Annotated in this window: 17 protein-coding genes; 8 read left to right on the plus strand and 9 right to left on the minus strand. The window is 66.3% G+C overall.

The annotated features are described in order from the left end of the window. Window positions 1–16 precede the first annotated feature (16 nt). Window positions 17–415 (minus strand): SgcJ/EcaC family oxidoreductase, encoded by a 399-nt coding sequence (locus tag M1247_RS17485; protein WP_317157628.1) that lies wholly within the window; start codon window positions 413–415, stop codon window positions 17–19. Window positions 416–448: 33 nt separating this feature from the next. Then, window positions 449–1,054 carry a TetR/AcrR family transcriptional regulator gene (locus M1247_RS17490; RefSeq protein WP_317157629.1) on the minus strand — a complete coding sequence of 202 codons (606 nt, stop codon included), beginning with the start codon at window positions 1,052–1,054 and terminating at the stop codon, window positions 449–451. Between the two features lie 45 nt (window positions 1,055–1,099). Here M1247_RS17490 and M1247_RS17495 point away from each other — a divergent pair, with 45 nt between their 5' ends. Together M1247_RS17495 and M1247_RS17500 are read left to right on the plus strand one after the other, a co-directional pair. Beyond that, window positions 1,100–2,236, plus strand: a complete 1,137-nt coding sequence (locus tag M1247_RS17495) for a phosphotransferase family protein (protein ID WP_317157630.1) — start codon at window positions 1,100–1,102, stop codon at window positions 2,234–2,236. Then, a complete protein-coding gene (locus M1247_RS17500) occupies window positions 2,236–3,378 on the plus strand; it encodes an Rv3169 family protein (protein WP_317157631.1) in 1,143 nt (380 codons plus the stop codon). Before M1247_RS17495 ends, M1247_RS17500 begins: the two co-directional genes overlap by 1 nt. Window positions 3,379–3,451: 73 nt before the next feature. On the opposite strand, the gene M1247_RS17505 is transcribed toward M1247_RS17500, so the two are convergent. Continuing rightward, window positions 3,452–3,814: a DUF4345 domain-containing protein gene (locus M1247_RS17505; protein ID WP_317157632.1), complete on the minus strand. Its 363-nt coding sequence runs from the start codon at window positions 3,812–3,814 to the stop codon at window positions 3,452–3,454. Window positions 3,815–3,833: 19 nt separating this feature from the next. Here M1247_RS17505 and M1247_RS17510 point away from each other — a divergent pair, with 19 nt between their 5' ends. After that, complete coding sequence (locus M1247_RS17510) at window positions 3,834–4,601, plus strand: AraC family transcriptional regulator (RefSeq protein WP_317157633.1); 768 nt, start codon at window positions 3,834–3,836, stop codon at window positions 4,599–4,601. A gap of 72 nt (window positions 4,602–4,673) precedes the next feature. Here M1247_RS17510 and M1247_RS17515 read toward each other — a convergent pair whose 3' ends face one another. Both M1247_RS17515 and M1247_RS17520 read right to left on the minus strand, forming a co-directional pair. After that, on the minus strand, window positions 4,674–6,152 hold the full coding sequence (locus M1247_RS17515; protein ID WP_317157634.1) for a flavin-containing monooxygenase: 1,479 nt from the start codon (window positions 6,150–6,152) through the stop codon (window positions 4,674–4,676). A gap of 30 nt (window positions 6,153–6,182) precedes the next feature. After that, window positions 6,183–7,154, minus strand: coding sequence for an LLM class F420-dependent oxidoreductase (locus M1247_RS17520; protein WP_317157891.1), 972 nt, complete (start codon window positions 7,152–7,154; stop codon window positions 6,183–6,185). A gap of 27 nt (window positions 7,155–7,181) precedes the next feature. On the opposite strand from M1247_RS17520, the gene M1247_RS17525 reads away from it, so the two are divergent. Beyond that, complete coding sequence (locus M1247_RS17525) at window positions 7,182–8,534, plus strand: flavin monoamine oxidase family protein (protein ID WP_317157635.1); 1,353 nt, start codon at window positions 7,182–7,184, stop codon at window positions 8,532–8,534. On the opposite strand, the gene M1247_RS17530 is transcribed toward M1247_RS17525, so the two are convergent. Together M1247_RS17530 and M1247_RS17535 are read right to left on the minus strand one after the other, a co-directional pair. After that, window positions 8,524–9,459: an alpha/beta fold hydrolase gene (locus M1247_RS17530; RefSeq protein ID WP_317157636.1), complete on the minus strand. Its 936-nt coding sequence runs from the start codon at window positions 9,457–9,459 to the stop codon at window positions 8,524–8,526. The genes M1247_RS17525 and M1247_RS17530 overlap by 11 nt on opposite strands. Window positions 9,460–9,501: 42 nt before the next feature. Continuing rightward, complete coding sequence (locus tag M1247_RS17535; RefSeq protein ID WP_317157637.1) at window positions 9,502–10,590, minus strand: NAD(P)-dependent alcohol dehydrogenase; 1,089 nt, start codon at window positions 10,588–10,590, stop codon at window positions 9,502–9,504. Between the two features lie 43 nt (window positions 10,591–10,633). On the opposite strand from M1247_RS17535, the gene M1247_RS17540 reads away from it, so the two are divergent. Then, window positions 10,634–11,605: an NADPH:quinone oxidoreductase family protein gene (locus tag M1247_RS17540; RefSeq protein ID WP_317157638.1), complete on the plus strand. Its 972-nt coding sequence runs from the start codon at window positions 10,634–10,636 to the stop codon at window positions 11,603–11,605. 109 nt (window positions 11,606–11,714) lie between these two features. Here M1247_RS17540 and M1247_RS17545 read toward each other — a convergent pair whose 3' ends face one another. Further along, window positions 11,715–12,317: a TetR/AcrR family transcriptional regulator gene (locus tag M1247_RS17545; RefSeq protein ID WP_317157639.1), complete on the minus strand. Its 603-nt coding sequence runs from the start codon at window positions 12,315–12,317 to the stop codon at window positions 11,715–11,717. A 61-nt stretch (window positions 12,318–12,378) separates the two neighbouring features. Between M1247_RS17545 and M1247_RS17550 the strand changes: the two genes are divergently transcribed. The 3 genes from M1247_RS17550 to M1247_RS17560 are packed head-to-tail and all read left to right on the plus strand — an operon-like array spanning window position 12,379 to window position 16,359. Beyond that, window positions 12,379–14,565 (plus strand): molybdopterin-dependent oxidoreductase, encoded by a 2,187-nt coding sequence (locus M1247_RS17550; protein WP_317157640.1) that lies wholly within the window; start codon window positions 12,379–12,381, stop codon window positions 14,563–14,565. Between the two features lie 12 nt (window positions 14,566–14,577). Further along, a complete protein-coding gene (locus M1247_RS17555; protein ID WP_317157641.1) occupies window positions 14,578–15,405 on the plus strand; it encodes a nuclear transport factor 2 family protein in 828 nt (275 codons plus the stop codon). A gap of 15 nt (window positions 15,406–15,420) precedes the next feature. Next, on the plus strand, window positions 15,421–16,359 hold the full coding sequence (locus tag M1247_RS17560; RefSeq protein ID WP_317157642.1) for an NADP-dependent oxidoreductase: 939 nt from the start codon (window positions 15,421–15,423) through the stop codon (window positions 16,357–16,359). A gap of 9 nt (window positions 16,360–16,368) precedes the next feature. On the opposite strand, the gene M1247_RS17565 is transcribed toward M1247_RS17560, so the two are convergent. Next, the gene (locus tag M1247_RS17565) at window positions 16,369–16,986 is read right to left on the minus strand and encodes a TetR/AcrR family transcriptional regulator (protein WP_317157643.1); all 618 of its coding nucleotides are present in this window, start codon (window positions 16,984–16,986) and stop codon (window positions 16,369–16,371) included. Window positions 16,987–17,075: the final 89 nt, after the last annotated feature.

Consider the following 17,075-nt stretch of genomic DNA (forward strand, 5'->3'; position numbering starts at 1 on the left):
CCGTGCATCGCGATGGCTAGCGGATCCGGGTGTTCTGGGCAGCACGGATCAGCCAGCGGCCATCCCGTTTCACCAGCACGTAGGTGATGATGCCGGCACGGTCATGTGCCTGCGCGCCGGGCGCCACGTGGTTCGGCCAGTGCCAGCGGGTGTGCACCAGAGCCACACCGTCGGCAACCTCTGCAATGGACTGGAGCCGCTGGGTGTAGTTGCGCTTCTGTGCGACAACGGCGTCCGGAACGTCTTTATGGCCGTCGACGTTGTCGCGACGCGAGGCCCACCACAGCCCACTGTGCGCCACGAAGTCAGCATCGTCGGTGAAGTACTCGCCCCAACGATCCATCTCGTGAGCGATCCAGAGCTTGGTGGCCTCTGACATCACGGCCGTAATGTCCAGTTCGTCGTTCGCGTTCACCGTCCCAGTGTTCAACCTCAACAACCATTGAGGTCAACCTGCTACCACGCCGTGCACCACGATCGCGGTCGTCTGGGCCACCCAGTCGTCATCGAGATCACGGTCCGGCCACAAGAGCATCCGCAGCATCGTGGCCCCGCCGACGATTTCGACCAGCCGGTCCGGGTCGACGTCGGCGTGCACTTCTCCGCGCGCCATACCGTCGACCACGCGCTCACGCACTGCTTTGAACATGTCGGTGAACCGTGCCATCACGCGCGCATTGAGTTCGGCGTCGGCGGCGACGTCGGCGATCAGCCCGGGCAGTGCGGCCCGCACCACGGGGCTGGTGAACAAGTCGCGGGCGGCCCCGATCATCGCGCGTACGTCGGCGGCGATGTCGCCTGCCGGGGCGGTCAGCGCGGTGGGCGTGGCAGGAAACACCGCTTCGTGAACCAACTCGGCCTTGCTCGACCAGCGGCGGTATAGCGCAGTCTTGGTGGTCTGCGCGCGCTCGGCAACCGCACCGATCGTGAGATTCGAATAGCCGATTTCGACGAGAAGGTCCGCGGTGGCGTGCAAGATGGCAGCGTCGATACGTGGATCGCGGGGACGTCCGGCGCCGACGCTCTTGCCAACCGATGATGGCTCTGCTTTCATAACGCTACTAACAGTATCGTAATTGCGTCTGTAAGGAAGTATCGAATGGCACAAGAACCGGCTGTCGAAGATGTCAGCCGCCTGCAGCATTCGAGCCGGGACACCAGCACGCTGCCCGTCGTGCTCGCCGACTGGCTGTCGACACTTCTGCCTGACGGGGCGAAGCCCCGCGTCACCGTGGAGAGCGGGGTCGACTCGAACGGCATGTCGTCGGAGACGATCCTGCTCACCGCAGAATGGGTCGAGGACGGCGAACGTGTCGAGCAACGGATGGTCGCCCGCGTCGCACCGACGGCCGAGGATGTGCCGGTGTTCTCGTCGTATCGACTGGACCACCAGTTCGAACTGATGCGGCAGGTCGCCGAACGCACCGATGTGCCGGTCCCCCGCGTGCGCTGGCTGGAATCCACCGGTTCGGTGCTGGGTACGCCCTTCTTCCTGATGGATCGGGTCGACGGCGTGGTGCCGCCGGACGTGATGCCCTACACCTTCGGCGACAACTGGTTCTTCGACGCGCCCGCCGAGCGGCGTCGTGCACTGCAGGACAGCACCATCGAGGTGCTGGCCAAGCTGCACTCGATCCCCGACGCCCAGAACATCTTCGGATTTCTCTCCGAGGTGGATCCGCCGGGCGACACCCCGCTGCGCCGACACTTCGGCTGGCTCAAGGACTGGTATCAGTTCGGCGTACCCGATATCGGCCGTGCGCCATTGGTGGAGCGGGCGCTGGAGTGGCTCGAAGACCACTTCCCCACGGAGGTGGCGGCGTCGGACACCGTTCTGGCGTGGGGCGATTCACGCATCGGCAATGTGCTCTACGACGACTTCCGGCCTGCGGCCGTACTGGACTGGGAAATGGCGACGATCGGTCCCCGCGAACTCGATGTCTCGTGGATCATCTTCGCGCACATGGTATTCCAGGAACTTTCCGGGCTGGCTGGACTACCGGGCCTGCCCGATGTGATGCGCGAGGAGGATGTGCGCGCCACCTATGAGAAGCTGACCGGCGCGCAACTCGGAGACCTGCGCTGGTTCTACATCTACTCCGGGGTGATCTGGTGTTGCGTGTTCATGCGCACCTCCGCCCGCCGGGTGCGTTTCGGAGAGATGGAGAAGCCCGACGATGTGGAATCGACCTTCTACCACGCTTCCCTGCTACGTCGACTGATTGAGGAGTCCTGATGCTCGGCCCGATGGATGAATACCCGGTACACCAGGTTCCGCAGCCCATCGCGTGGCCGGGTTCCTCGGACCGGAACTTCTACGACCGTTCCTACTTCAATGCCCATGACCGCACCGGTGACATCTTCGTCATCACCGGCATCGGCTACTACCCCAACCTCGGGGTCAAGGACGCTTTCTTGCTGGTATCCCGCCGCGGCAGCGGCAAATTCGGCGGCAGCGGGGACACCCAGACCGCCGTGCACCTGTCCGACGCGATCGACGGCGACCGGCTCAACCAACACGTGATGAACTACCACGTCGACGTCGTCGAACCGCTGCACAAGCTGCGGATCACGCTCAAGGAGACCGACGGGATCGCTGCCGATCTGACCTGGAACGGCCTGTTCGACGTCGTTCAGGAGCAGCCGCACATCCTGCGCGCCGGCAACCGGGTCACGCTGAATGCGCAGCGGTTCGCCCAGTTAGGTTCGTGGAGTGGGCATCTGGAGATCGACGGGCAACGGATCGATGTCGACCCACAAACCTGGATCGGGTCACGCGACCGGTCCTGGGGGATCCGGCCGATCGGTGAACCCGAGCCCGCCGGACGACCCGCCGACCCCCCGTTCGAGGGCATGTGGTGGCTCTACGTGCCGATGGCCTTCGACGAGTTCTCGGTCGTGATGATCATTCAGGAGGAACCCAACGGTTTCCGGTCGCTCAACGACTGCACTCGGATCTGGAAGGACGGCCGCGTCGAACAACTCGGCTGGCCGCGCGTCAAGATCCACTACCGCTCGGGCACCCGCATCCCGACCGGCGCCACCATCGACGCCACCGCGGCCGACGGTACGCCCGTGCGCTTTGACGTCGAATCCAAACTGCCCGTGCCGATTCACGTCGGCGGTGGATACGGCGGCGACTCGGACTGGATTCACGGGGTGTGGAAGGGCGAGAAGTTCACCGAACGGCTCACCTACGACATGAACGATCCCGCGATCGTCGGCCGTGCCGGGTTCGGCGTGATCGACCATGTCGGCCGCGCGGCGTGCACCGAAGGCAGCGGCGCACCCGTCGAAGGATGGGGGCTGTTCGAGCACGGCGCGCTCGGCCGTCACGACCCGTCGGGGTTCGCCGACTGGCTGACCGTCGCTCCATAACCTGCGCGAACAGACACTGCGGTACCCGAAATACCGCGTTTTCGGGGACATTAGTGTCTGCTCGCCGGGGAAGCTAGGCGGCCCAGAACAACGCGGCGGCCGCAATCACCTCGACGAGGCAGTAGAACCAGCTGGGGTAGAAAGAGGTTCGGCCGTCGATGATCGACGAGACGATGCGGCCGAAGGCCATCCCCGCCAGCGCGGCGCCGACGGTGATGAGCACACCGGTGCGGACCGACGGTGTGGCTGCCGCATAACCGAGCATCCCTGCAATCGCGAGACCGAATCCGCCGTACACCGCCCGCACTTCCGCACGCGCCGTGGCCTGTTCGGGAACAATGCCGAACGGTCGCACCAGTGCCGCGGGTGCAGCCAGGGCGTACAGGCCCATACTCACAAAGAACACGCCTGCAACGACAATCACCGTCACCACCACGGGTAACCTCCTGTCCACGATGTCCGCTCAGCATGCCCCCGAGACCGCTGCACCGCTTCCACAAACCTGCTACCCGACGGTGTGGTTGTGGCCGGGGCAGGCGCTCTACGCCGGGCCCGGTCTCGGCCTGGAACCGCACTCCGGCTCGGTGTGGTGTCTGGTGGTCGGCGTCGACGGACCGTTGACGGTGACCGTGAGCGGTCAGCAGATCGTCGCACGCAGCGCGCTGATTCCGCCGCGGCTCACCCACCACCTGGCGCTGGACGGCCCGATGGTGTCGTGCTATTTGGATCCTGCCGCTGAGGGGGCAGCATCATGCCGGCAGAAGTTCGACGATTTCCGCGGGCCCATCGGAGTCGGCCACGCCGCCGAACGACAACTGCTGACGATCCCGCAGGACGACCCCGGCGCTTCCCGCTGGCTGGACGCCGCCGCACCGGCCGCACTGCACCCTGTCGATCCACGGATCGAACTGGCCGCCAAGCAGATCCGCGATGACCCCGCGATCTCAGTGTCCGCACACGATCTTGCGGCCGCCGCCGGCTTGTCCGAGTCGCGATTTCTGCACCTGTTCCGCCAGGAGGCCGGCACGAGCCTGCGCCGCTACCGGCTGTGGAGCAGGCTGGTGCGTGCGGGAGCAGAGATCGCGGCCGGACGGAACCTCACCACCGCCGCCGCCGAGGCCGGATTCGCCAGCCCGTCCCATCTGGCCGACCGGTTCAAGACCACCTTCGGGCTCTCGGCGACCCAGTTGCTTGCCACGGGCCTCATTGTGCGCACGCCGTGATCGCACGAGTGTGCGTAAAACACCGAGAATTTGCGGCGTGTCGCCCAGCAGACACGCACGCTCGCGGGGCAACTACGCCACGGAGGTCTCCGCCGGCGCCCGGCCGAACACCATCGACTCCTCGATGCGGTCGAACCGGTGATCGATCGCGTCGAGCACGTAGTTGTGCCGCACATGCCACGGCCGTCTGGTACCCGAGCGGGGCAATGCGTGCTCGGAACGCTGGATGTAACCGGCCTCCAGGTCCCATGTCCGCTTCTCCGGCATCGGGACCGGCCCCTTGTGCGGATAGGCATGGGTGTAGCCGTGGCTGCCCATGTACGCCAACAATTTCGCCACCGCGCGGGCGGTCATGTCCGCGCGCAGCGTCCACGATGCGTTGGTGTAGCCGATGCACCACGCCATGTTCGGTACGTCCTCGAGGAGGAACTCCTTGTAGACGAATCGCTCGGTGGGCTTGATCTCGTTGCCGTCGATCCTGAACGTGACGCCGCCGAGCGCCTGCAACTGCAGACCCGTGGCCGTCACGATCACGTCGGCGTCGACACGATCACCGGAGCTCAACACGATCCCGTCGGCATCCACGTGATCGATGTGATCGGTGACCACCTCCGCACGGCCCGTGCGGATCTGCTCGAAGAGGTCTTTGTCGAGAACCAGGCACATGCGCTGATCCCACGGGTTGTACCGCGGCTTGAAATGGATGTCGACGGGGTATCCCTCGGGCAGCGCGGCGATCGTACGGTTGCGGATCAGCCACCGGCCGAATGCGGGCGCCTTGCGGAACACGAAGTACATCAACACGTGGATCATCGCATTGCGGAACCGGACGACCTGATGAGATAGCCTGCGCGGCAAAATCTTCCGAATGCCCTGCACCATCGGGTCGATGCGCGCCATCGACATCATGTAGGTCGGCGAGCGCTGCAACATCGTCACGTGTCCGGCCCGCTCGGCCAGCGCAGGGATCAGGCTGATCGCGGTCGCGCCGCTGCCGATCACCACCACCCGCTTGCCGGTGTAATCCAAAGCCTCAGGCCAGAACTGCGGGTGGGCCACCTCGCCTCGGAAATTCTCGATCCCGGGGAATTCCGGGGTGTACGGCTCGTCGTAGTTGTAATACCCGGTGCCGAAGAACACGAAGCGGGCCCGGTAGGCCTTCGCCTCGCCGTCGTGTTCGGCCTGCACCGTCCAGGTGTCTGTCGACGAGTCCCAATCCGCGGCGTGCACCCGGGTGTTGAACTGAATATGCCGGTCGATGCCGTGCTTGTGAGCGGTCTGGGTGAGATAGTCGCGAATGTCGGCACCCTCGGCCACATTCTCCGGGCGGGTCCAAGGCTCGTACGGGTAGCTCAGCGTGAAGATGTCGCTGTCGGACCGGATGCCCGGATAGCGGAACAGATCCCAGGTGCCGCCGATCCGCTCACGACGTTCCAGGATGGTGTAGGTCAGCCCAGGGCTCTTCTCATGAATCCGATAAGCAGCACCGATCCCCGAGATACCGGCGCCGATGATCAACACATCGGTGTACTCGGCAGCGTTGGCGGTCATCGTTGAACCTCCTCACGCCCACGATAAGGCTCAGTGGTGCAGCGCGTCGACGATCTGGGCCAGGGACTCCACCGGGATCGGACCGGGCTGGTACAGGCAGATTCGGTCGGACACCCCGCCGACCCGGTCGGTGATGTGTGCGGCGATCTCGGCAGGGCTACCGCAGGCCGCGATCGTGTGCAGCACGTCGTCGTCGATCAGCGAACCCATCTCCTGCCAGCGGCCCTGCTTGGACAGTGCGTTCAACTCAGGCTGCAACTCGCCCCACCCGTGCACGTCGAGCACCGGGCGGTAGGCCGGGGTGGACCCGTAGAACGCCAGCAGCCGGCGCGCGGCGTCGTGATTGTCCCCGGCCGACACGATGATCTCCGGAACGATGGCGAAATCGGCGCCGTCCCGACCGGCCGCCGTGAGGCCGTCACGCACCGCAGGCATCGTCACGTCGTGCAGGAACCGTTTCGATCCGAACGGCATCACCAGCAGGCCGTCGGCGAATTCCGCGGCGGCCCGGGTGAGCTTGGGCCCCAACGCACCGAGATAGATGGGCGGCGGGCCGTACGGGTGCTCACGCGGGCTGAACGTAGGCGTCATGAGCGTATGCCGGTAGAACTCGCCACGAAAATCCAACCGCTCACCGGTCTGCCAGGCCTCGAAGATCGCCCGCAGTGCGGCGATCAGCTCGGTCATCCTGGCCACCGGCCGGTCGAAGTCGGCGCCGAACCGCTTTTCGATCTGAGTGCGGATCTGGGTGCCCAACCCGAGCGTGAACCGGCCGCCGGACAGGATCTGGTGATCGATGGCCTGGTGTGCCAGATGAATGGGGTTGCGGGGAAACGCGATTGCCACATTGGTCATCAGGTCGAGCTCACCGACCGTGGACGCCAAGGTCAGCGGTGCGAACACGTCGTGCGGACCTTCGAAGGTGAACACGCCGCTTGCCCCGGCTTCGGCCAACGCCCGGGCGCGCGATATTGCATCGGTCGGGCCGAACAACGCTGTCATGAGCTTCACCCGTGAGAGCCTAGTGAAGTGAGCATCCCAGCGAGCGCCGATGTGGTGGTGGTGGGAGCCGGATTCGCCGGGCTGACGGCGGCCCGTGAACTGGTCCGGCTCGGACATGACGTGGCGGTACTGGAGGGTCGCGACCGGGTGGGCGGACGGTCGCTGACCACCATGATCGCCGGAGCCTCCGTCGACCTGGGCGGCACCTTCGTCGGGCCCACTCAGGACGCAGTGCTGAAACTGGCCGCCGAGCTCGATTGCAGAACCGTCCCGACCTACAGCCGTGGCAAGAACCTGATCCGGTGGCACCACAAGGTGCGGTCCTACCGCAGCACCATTCCCCGGCTGTCTGTCATCGAGTTGCTCGATGTCTCCCGGATTCAGTGGCGGTTCGAGCGGCTCAGCCGGCAGGTGCAGGTCTCGGAGCCGTGGAACGGTCCCGCGGCGCGCAGGCTCGACCAGCAAAGCGTCGAACAGTGGCTCCGTTCGATCCATGCGAGCGCGTCCACCAGGAATCTGATGGCGATCATGGCGCGGGTCACCTGGGGCGCCGAACCCGACGCGGTGTCGATGCTGCACGCCACCCGCTATGTGAAGGCCGCGGGCGGCCTGGGCCGCATGCTCGACGTCAAAGGTGGCGCCCAGCAGGACCGGTTCCCCGGCGGTACCCAGCAGATTGCGCTGCGGATGGCCGACGAACTGGGTGAGCGCGTGGTGCTCGGCGCGGCCGTCCTGCGCATCGAGCGCCGTCCCGACGGCACCGTGGTGGTGGGCTGCGCGGCCGGTCAGGTCAGCGCCCGCGCGGTGATCGTGACGACCGCCCCGCAACACCGTGCCGACATCGAGTTCGATCCCCCACTGCCCAAGCCGTACGTGGATCTGGCCCAGCACTGGCCGCAGGGTTCCCTCAGCAAGGCCTACGCCGCATATGACCGTCCGTTCTGGCGGGCCGGAGGCTACTCCGGGGAAGCGTTGTCCGATGAGGGGCCGGTGTTCATCACCTTCGATGTGAGTCCGGCCGACGAGGGGCCCGGCATTCTGCTGGGCTTCACCGATGCCCGGTCGTTCGATCCGCTCCCCGCCCACCAACGCCGCGCGCAGGTGCTGTCCGGTTTCGCCGCACTGTTCGGCGACGCCGCCCTTCACCCGATCGATTACGTCGACCACCGTTGGGGCGCAGATCAATTCGCCCCTGGCGGGCCGACCGCGGCGGTCCCGCCGAAAGCGTGGTCCAACTACGGCACGGGGTTACGCAAGCCGGTGGACGCGATCCACTGGGCCGGCACCGAAACCGCCGATGTGTGGACGGGGTTCTTCGACGGCGCAGTGCGTTCCGGTCAGCGGGCCGCCGCCGAGGTCGCGGAGTTGCTCACGAGCTGAGCTGTTGTGGGGCACGCACGGATTCGGCCAGAGTCCGCAGTTGGGCGTTGACCTCGGCCGGACGTTCCAGGATGGCACAGTGCCCGCCGGGAAGTTCGACCAGGGCCGCCAGATTGGGAACCGCCGTGGCGATGCGGCGAGACGCGTTGATCGGCAGCAGCCGGTCCTGCGCACTGCCGATCACCAGCGTCGGCACAGTGAGGTTACGCACGGAGATGTGCCTGGGACCCAGGTTGTCGACGAGTACGCGCGCCCAGGCGCCACGGCCGGCCGGCGGCGTCGAGGCGAATAGCTCGTAGACGAACTCAGATACCCACGGGTCGGCGTCACGACCCACTGCCAGCTGGGCAACGAACCGCTTGTTGGGGCCTTCCGCCAGCTTCGGCACCCGGGTGCTGCCAAAGGTCTTGAGCACTGTTCCAGCGGTCCGGATACGAGACGCGCTCAGGCGCGCAGGCACCTGTGCCAGCTGCACATCGCGGAGCAGGTCCCCGGTGCTGGTGTTGATCAAGGCAACCGCGCCGGCGCAGGCACGGACGCGGTCCGGGTACCGCTGCGACCAGGAGGTGATCGCGATCCCGCCCATGGAGTGACCGGCGAGCACCGCGTGCTCCCCGGGACGGAGCGTGGCATCCAGCACCGCGTCCAGGTCGGCGGCGAGGTGGTTGAGGCTGTAGCGGTGGCGGCCCCGCGGTGTTTCACTGCGGCCGTGGCCCCGATGGTCGTAGGCGATGACGCGGTAGTCCTCGGCGAGGTCGGCGATCTGGTGTGCCCACACGCTGATCGCGCAGGTGATGCCGTGTGCCAGCACGATCGGGGGACCGTCCTCGGGCCCGAATACCTGCGCATGCAGCCTGGCACCGTCGGCCGCCCGGATGTCGATGGTGCGTCCCGGCGGTAGCTGAGGAAGGTGCCCCGGTGTCATTTTTGCTCCGATCGTCGGCCTCGTTGCCTCCACACTCGGAGCCTACCGCTCGGTAACCAACACCGGTTTGACCACCTCACCGGCCTTGGCGGCGGCCCAGGCCTGTCCGAACTCGCCGAACGGATAGGTGGTCACCAGCTTGTCGAGTGGAAGTTCGCCGTGCCGGTACAGATCGACCAGGTGCGGGATGAATGTGTGGGGCTCGCTGTCGCCCTCCACCACGCCGCGCACCGTCAGTCCTTTGGCCATGATGAGCGCCACCGGAAGTTCCGCGGTCATCGCTCCGAGGCCGACGAGTGCGAGAGTCCCACGTGACCGCAGCACCCCGACCGCGGACGCGATGACATCGGGTCGTGCGGTGGTGTCGACCGCGGCCGCGACTCCCCCGGTCAGCTCCAGCACCGTCGCAGCGGCATCGGTGGCTCCGGGGTCGACAGTCGCGGTGGCGCCCAATTCATCTGCCAGCGTGCGCCTTTGGGCGATCGGGTCGACGGCGACAATGTTCCGGCAACCTGCGATTCTGGCACCCATCACCGCCGAGAGACCGACCGCGCCTGCACCGAAGATGACGATGGCGTCGTCGGGTTGGGGCGTGAGGACGTTGAGCACCGCACCGACACCGGTCTGAACGCTGCATCCCAGTGGCGCGGCCAGGGCGGGATCGATGCGCCGGGGCAGGACGACGGTGTTGCGGCTACCGGCGATCGCGTACGTGGCGAAACTGGACTGGCCGAAGAAGCCCGCGGTGATCGGGGCGCCGTCGAGCCGCAGAGCGCTGGACTCGTCACGGCGACTGCCCCGCATGTTCAGATCGGTGGAATGGTCGCAATAGGCGGGGCTGTCGGCGGCGCAGTTCGCGCAGCGCCCGCAGCTGGCGAACGTCAGTACCACCTGGTCACCGACCCGCCGCTGGGCCTGCGGCCCCACCGCGACGACGGTTCCCGCGCCCTCGTGCCCAAGCACCACCGGGACTTTGCGGAACCAGGACGCGACGCTGACGTCGGTGTGGCAGATGCCCACCGCGTCGATGCCGACGAGCACTTCGTCGCCGACGGGTTCACGGATCTGCACATCGGTCAGTTGGGGGTCGGATCCGGCGTCGAGCAGTACCGCGGCGCGGGCGTTGAGCATCCGGCGATGTTAAATGTTGGTCGGCGACGAAAGAAAGGCCGCTATGCGCGCAGCACAGATAGCCCGGCTCGAAGGTCCCGACGCGGTGCAGGTCGTCGAGGTGGACGAACCGGCCGGCGAGGACGCCGTCATCATCGATGTTCACGCAGCCGGGGTCGCGTTTCCCGACGCGCTCCTGACGCGCGGGCTCTACCAGTACAAACCGGACCTGCCGTTCACCCCCGGCGCGGAGATCGCAGGCGTGGTACGCAGCGCGCCGCCCGGTGCGCACGTGTCCGCAGGCGACCGGGTGCTCGGGCTGACGATGCTCTCCGGCGGAATGGCCGAAGTTGTTGCACTGCAGCCTGATCGGGTGTTCAGCCTGCCCGATTCGGTGTCGTTCGAGGCCGGTGCGGGCATCCTGTTCAACGACCTGACCGTGCAGTTCGCACTGCGCACCCGCGGCAGGCTGGCCGAGGGCGAGACGGTCCTGGTGCACGGGGCCGCAGGCGGCATCGGCACCTCGGCGCTGCGGCTGGCGCCCGCGTTGGGCGCATCCCGCACCATCGCGGTGGTGTCCACCCAGGACAAAGCCGAGATCGCCAGGGCCGCTGGGGCATCCGATGTGGTGCTGGCCGAGGGTTTCCGTGACGCGGTCAAGGAACTCACCGCTGGGCGCGGCGTGGACATCGTCGTCGACCCGGTCGGCGGGGACCGGTTCACCGACTCGCTGCGCTCACTGGCCGTGGGCGGGCGACTCCTGGTGATCGGGTTCACCGGCGGGGAGATCCCGACGGTCAAGGTGAATCGACTGCTCCTCAACAACGTCGATGTGGTCGGTGCCGGCTGGGGCGCATGGACGTTCTCCCACCCCGGCTATCTCCGCGAGCAGTGGTCGGAGCTGGAGCCACTGCTGGCCTCCGGCGCCGTGCCCGCGCCACAGCCCGATGTGTACCCGCTGGAACGGGCCGGGGAAGCCATTGCGTCACTGGAGAATCGCAGCGCCAAAGGCAAGGTGGTGCTGCGGTTGCGGTGAGCGGCGCAGCTCAGTCACTCCCGCCGGCCGGTCAGCTGGTTGCCCAGACGGATGCGAATGACGACCCGCGTCACGGCCGCTCGTTCCAGATCGTCGCACCGAACTGCGGCTACTTACGACCCGTGGCGATGCCGTTGAGCAGATTCTCGAGCGCGGCCAGCGAATCCTGGCTTTCGCGTGCAGGATCCGAGGACCGTGCGACAGTCATCGCGGCCTCACACATCGCACCGTGAATAAGGTGCGACAGAGGTTCCACGCGCTGCTTCATGAGGTGGCCGTCGGCGATCGCCTGGGACAGGCCCAGCCTTAACAGCGAGGTGATGTGCTCGTCCTCGAGATTGCGCATCCTCTCCCAGCCCAAAACCGCAGGTGCGTCGATCAGCGTGATGCGCTGCACCCCGGGATCGAGCACGGCGTCGAAGAACGCGCGGCAGCCGCGCACGAGCCGCTGCCAACTGTTCTTGCCGCCTCGCGCCGCTTGCGTCACCGCGGCGCCGATGGCGCGCTGCTCATCCTCGTAGACCGCGGCGAAGAGTCCCCGCTTTCCCTCGAAATGGTGGTACAGCGCGCCTTTGGTCATACCGGCTCGCTCCGCGACGTTGTCGACGAACGTGTTGTCGTAGCCATCTTCGGCGAAGGAATCACGCGCCACCACCAGTATCTGGTCGATGGTCGCGCGCGTGCGTTCTGCCTGGGTGCGCGGACCGGTCATCCACCCAGCATAGGTGATCCATACTTGTGGTACATACCTCCAGTATGTTAATGCTTGGAGTATGCAAGTTCGACGCCATGTCTGCCCCCTCTGCGAGGCCGGCTGTGGGCTGGCGAGCAGCGTGGAACACGGCGAGATCGTCGCGATTCGGGGGAACCGGGATCACGTGCTCAGCCGCGGCCATCTGTGCCCGAAAGCACTGGCACTCAACGAGCTCCACAACGACGCGGACCGGTTGCGCACCCCACAGTTACGCCGGGGGGACGGCCGATTCGAACCCGTGTCGTGGGACGAGGCATTCGGGGTCATCGACCAGCGACTCACCACGATCATCGACCGGCACGGCAACGATGCGGTGGCCCTGTACCTCGGCAATCCCGTGGCCCACGACTTCGCCACCACCCTGTATGCCGGCGCGGCGATGCGGGCACTGGGGTCGCGCAATATCTACACGGCGAACACGGTCGACGCGATGCCGAAGTTTGTCGCCTGCCAGCTCATGTTCGGCGCCATGTACACCGTCCCGCTTCCCGACATCGACCGCTGCTCGTTCCTGCTGATCCTGGGCGCCAATCCCCTGGTGTCCAATGGGAGTCTGCTCACCGCTCCGGGGATGCGCGCCCGCCTTCGCGCGCTGCGCCGACGCGCCGGGCGGCTGGTGGTCGTGGACCCGAACCGGACGCAGACCGCCCAGGAGGCGGATAAGCACTACCCGATTCGCCCGGGCGCCGACGCCCTGCTGCTGCTCGCGCTCATACACGTGCTGTCCGCGGAGAGCAGGATCAACCTGAGAGGTCTGGGCCCACACGTTCGCGGCGTCGCGGCAGTCGAAGCGCTGGCCCGCGACTTCTCCCCGGAAATCGTTGCACCCCGTTGCGGAATACCTGCCGAGGACATCCGGCGCCTCGCGCGCGACCTCGCCGCTGCACCGACCGCGGCTGTATACGGCCGCACCGGCACGTGCACGCAACGATTCGGGACGGTATCGAGCTGGCTCATCGATGTGCTCAACGTCCTTACCGGCAATCTCGACCGGCCTGGCGGGGCCATGTTCGCCCGCCCCGCCGCGGATCTGCGGCAGTTGAGCGCCCATCGGGGCACGGCAATCGGACGCTGGCACAGCCGTGTTCGCAGTGCCCCTGAAACGTTGGGGGAACTCCCCCTGGCCTGCCTTGCCGAAGAGATCGACACCCCTGGACCGGGGCAGGTGAAGGCGCTGATCACCGTGGCAGGCAATCCGGCACGGTCGGCCCCGGACAGCAGGCGTCTCACTGCGGCGTTCGAGCACCTCGACCTGATGGTCAGCCTTGACCTGTATCGCAATGAGACCACGCAACACGCCGACGTCCTGCTGCCTGCGCCCTCACCGCTGACCAAGGCGCATTACGATCTCTTCTTCGGGCACTTCGCAATCCGCAACACGGCGACCTACTCGCCGCCGGTGCTGCCTCCGGCACCCGACGAACGGGCCGATTGGCAATTGCTACTGCGCTTGATCGGAATCATTGCCCGCCAAGGTGCTTCGGCCGATCTGGGCGCACTCGACGACATGATTGCCGAGTCGATCGGTGCGTCTCTCGATGGTCAGGCAGGTTCACCGCCGGCCGAGCAGACATCGTTGCGTGGCCCGGAACGCCTGCTCGACCTTCTTCTACGGGCCGGACCGTACACCGATGCGGGTGAGCCGCTGACCCTGGCCCGTCTGCGTGCGTATCCCGACGGGCTGGACTTCGGTCCCCTCACCCCGCAGTTGCCCACGGTGCTGAACACCCCTTCGGGACAGGTCGAACTTGCCCCAGAGCCATTGGTGCAAGACGTCGCCCGGCTGCGAGCCAGTCTGCGATCGGCCCGCACGGACACCATGATGCTGGTCGGTCGGCGCCATCTGCGGTCCAACAACTCGTGGATGCACAACCTGCCCGCGTTGGCCAAAGGACCGGACCGGTGCACCCTGCATATCCACCCAACCGACGCCGAGCGACTGGGATTGGGCCGGTCCGCCAGGGTGACATCGCGAGCCGGCACGATCGACGCGCCGGTGGAGGTTACCGACACCGTCAGTCCCGGCGTGGTGTCCCTACCTCACGGCTGGGGCCATGACGAAGCTGGGACAGCGTCCGGGGTCGCCGCCCGACGGCCGGGCGTCAACAGCAATGTCCTGGCCGACGGTGTGGAACTCGATCCGCTGTCCGGTACCGCTGTGCTCAACGGCATCCCGGTACAGATCACCACCAGCCCGCAGCAATGAAAGGCCACATCAATGAGCACTGACAGCGTCTCTGTCCTGCGCGATTCTCTGCACAAGTATGCCGCCGCCAAGAATCGCCACGATATCGAGGCCATTCTGGCTGCATACACGCCGGACGGTTACTACCTGGATCCCACTGTCGGCCAGCCGGTTTCAGGACACTCACAATTGCGACAGTTCTACACGGAAGTGTTCAGGTCCATCCCCGACTACAACGGGCATTTCGCCGGTGCGGCATTCGGTAAGAACACGGCGGTGGTGTGGGGTCGCATGACCGGCACGGTCGGCACCGAACTGCTCGGAGTGGCCACCACCCCGGGTAGCCGCCTCGATGTACCGGTCACCTTCGTCTGCACCTTCCGTGACGGTCAGCTGATCAGCGACACCGGCTATTACGACACCAGGGTCCTTCACGAGCAGGCAGGTGTGCGTCTCGCGGAGACCCAGCCTCGACCATCCGAAATCGAGTCTTTCGTCGCAGGGTGGGCGCGATTCTGGGCGGCACCCGATGACATCAGCGGGGTTCACGACCTCATCACCGACGATGTTGCCCTGCACTGGCCGGGAACTACCGAACCGCTCCGCGGACGCGAGGCCTACACCGGCCAACTGGCCGCCGCCGTGCAGGTGATTCCCGATCTGACGTTGTCGGTGGTGGACTATGCCTGTCGCGACGGTCGACTCATCCTCGCGTGGCAGGGCCACGGGACGATCGACGGGCAGATGCGCCACTGGCCCGGCGTCGATCGGTTCCGGCTGGACGGCGGTCGAAGCGCCGAGACCACCGTGGTTTTCGACACCCGCGCCGTCATACCTGCCACACCAGCCGAACATCATTGACCGAGGAGCAATCTCATGCAGGCCATCATGCAGGAGGAATGGAACGGGCCGGACTCGGTGCGCCTGGTGGAAACACCTGACCCGCATCCAGCCCCCACCGAGGTGAGGATCCGGGTCCACGCGGCGGGGGTCAATCCGGTGGACTACTACACCAGTAGGGGTTTGGCGTACAACCGCGTGCTCGAACTGCCCTTCATCCACGGTTGGGACGTCGCCGGTGTGGTCGACGAGATCGGCTACGGCGTCAGCAGATTCCAGGTCGGTGACCGGGTCTTCGGCATGCCGTGGTTTCCACGCCAGGCCGGCGGTTACGCCGAGTTCGCCACTGCGCCGTCACGGCATTTCGCGACCATGCCGGGCGGGGTGTCGTTCGCCGAGGCGGCAGCGTTGCCACTCGCGGGACTCACTGCGTGGCAGATGCTGGTCGATGTGGCCCACATAGCGACCGGCCAGCGCGTGCTGGTATCGGCGGCCGCCGGTGGCGTCGGGCATCTGGCGGTGCAGATCGCCAAGGCGTGCGGCGCCTACGTCATCGGCACCGCACGTGCTGCCAAACACGACTTCGTTCGCGCACTCGGTGCCGATGAGGTCGTGGACTACACGGCGACCCCGGTCCATGAGGTGGTCAGTGACGTGGATGTGGTGATCCAGATGTTCGGCGGTGACGCCGGCCGGGAGGCGTTGAACTGTCTTCGCCCCAACGGAATTCTCGTCAGCGCCCAAGCCGCCTGGACACCTGGGCTGGCGGAGCGCGCGAATGAACTCAACGTTGAGGCCCACGATTATCTTGTCGAGCCCGACGCGACCGGCCTCGAGGCTGTCGCAGATCTCGTGGCGGAGGGGAAAGTGAAGGTGCACATTGCCGCGGAGTACCCCTTGTCGGAAGCGGCGCAGGCCCTGCAGGCCATCAGCAACGGCCGTACCAGCGGCAAGATCGTGCTGACTGCGGTGTGATGAAGTCGTCTAGCGGCGGCCGGGCGACCGGGCCTTTCGTACGGCACGACTGTCCGCGGCGCCCAGGTCTCCGGTCAGGTAGTACTGGAGCACCGGCGCAATATCCGCGACGAGCTCGTCCACGCTCATCTCGGTGATCGGCCGAATGCCGATGATGTATCGCGTGAGAGCCAATCCCAGCAGCTGACTTGCCGCCAATCCCGCCCTGCGGGGAACCGATGCGTCGTCGCCTGCGAACGCGCGGACGAACGCGGTGACCTGGGTGTCAAAGATCTCCCGCATACGTTCGGCGGCAAAAGGGTTGGTGGCGGCGGCACGAAGGAGCAGCGTCGTCGCGTCATCGGAGAGCTCACCTTCCCATCGCGAGAGGAAGTGGCGCGCCAGCGCCTCGCCCAGCTGCTTCCTCGGCGGCGGCGACACCTGATCGAAGTGCAGGTCTAAATCCACTGCGGCGCTGAGTAGCCCGGCCTTGTTGCCGTAATAACGCATGACCATCGACGGATCGATGCCCACCTCCGCGGCGACGGCCCGGATCGTCATCGCTTCGTAGCCCTGCTCGCTGAGCAGTTTGCGGGCCGCGGCGAGAATGGCGGCCCGGGTGGTCGCCGACCGCGGAGTGAATGCCATGCCAACAAGTGTAGGCCAACATTGAATGCCAACGACCGTTGGCCTACACTTGTTGGCACCGTGACAATGACGTCCACCTACTCGGGAGT

The organism is Mycobacterium appelbergii (assembly GCF_032883035.1).
GTDB classification, from domain to species: Bacteria; Actinomycetota; Actinomycetes; order Mycobacteriales; family Mycobacteriaceae; genus Mycobacterium; species Mycobacterium appelbergii.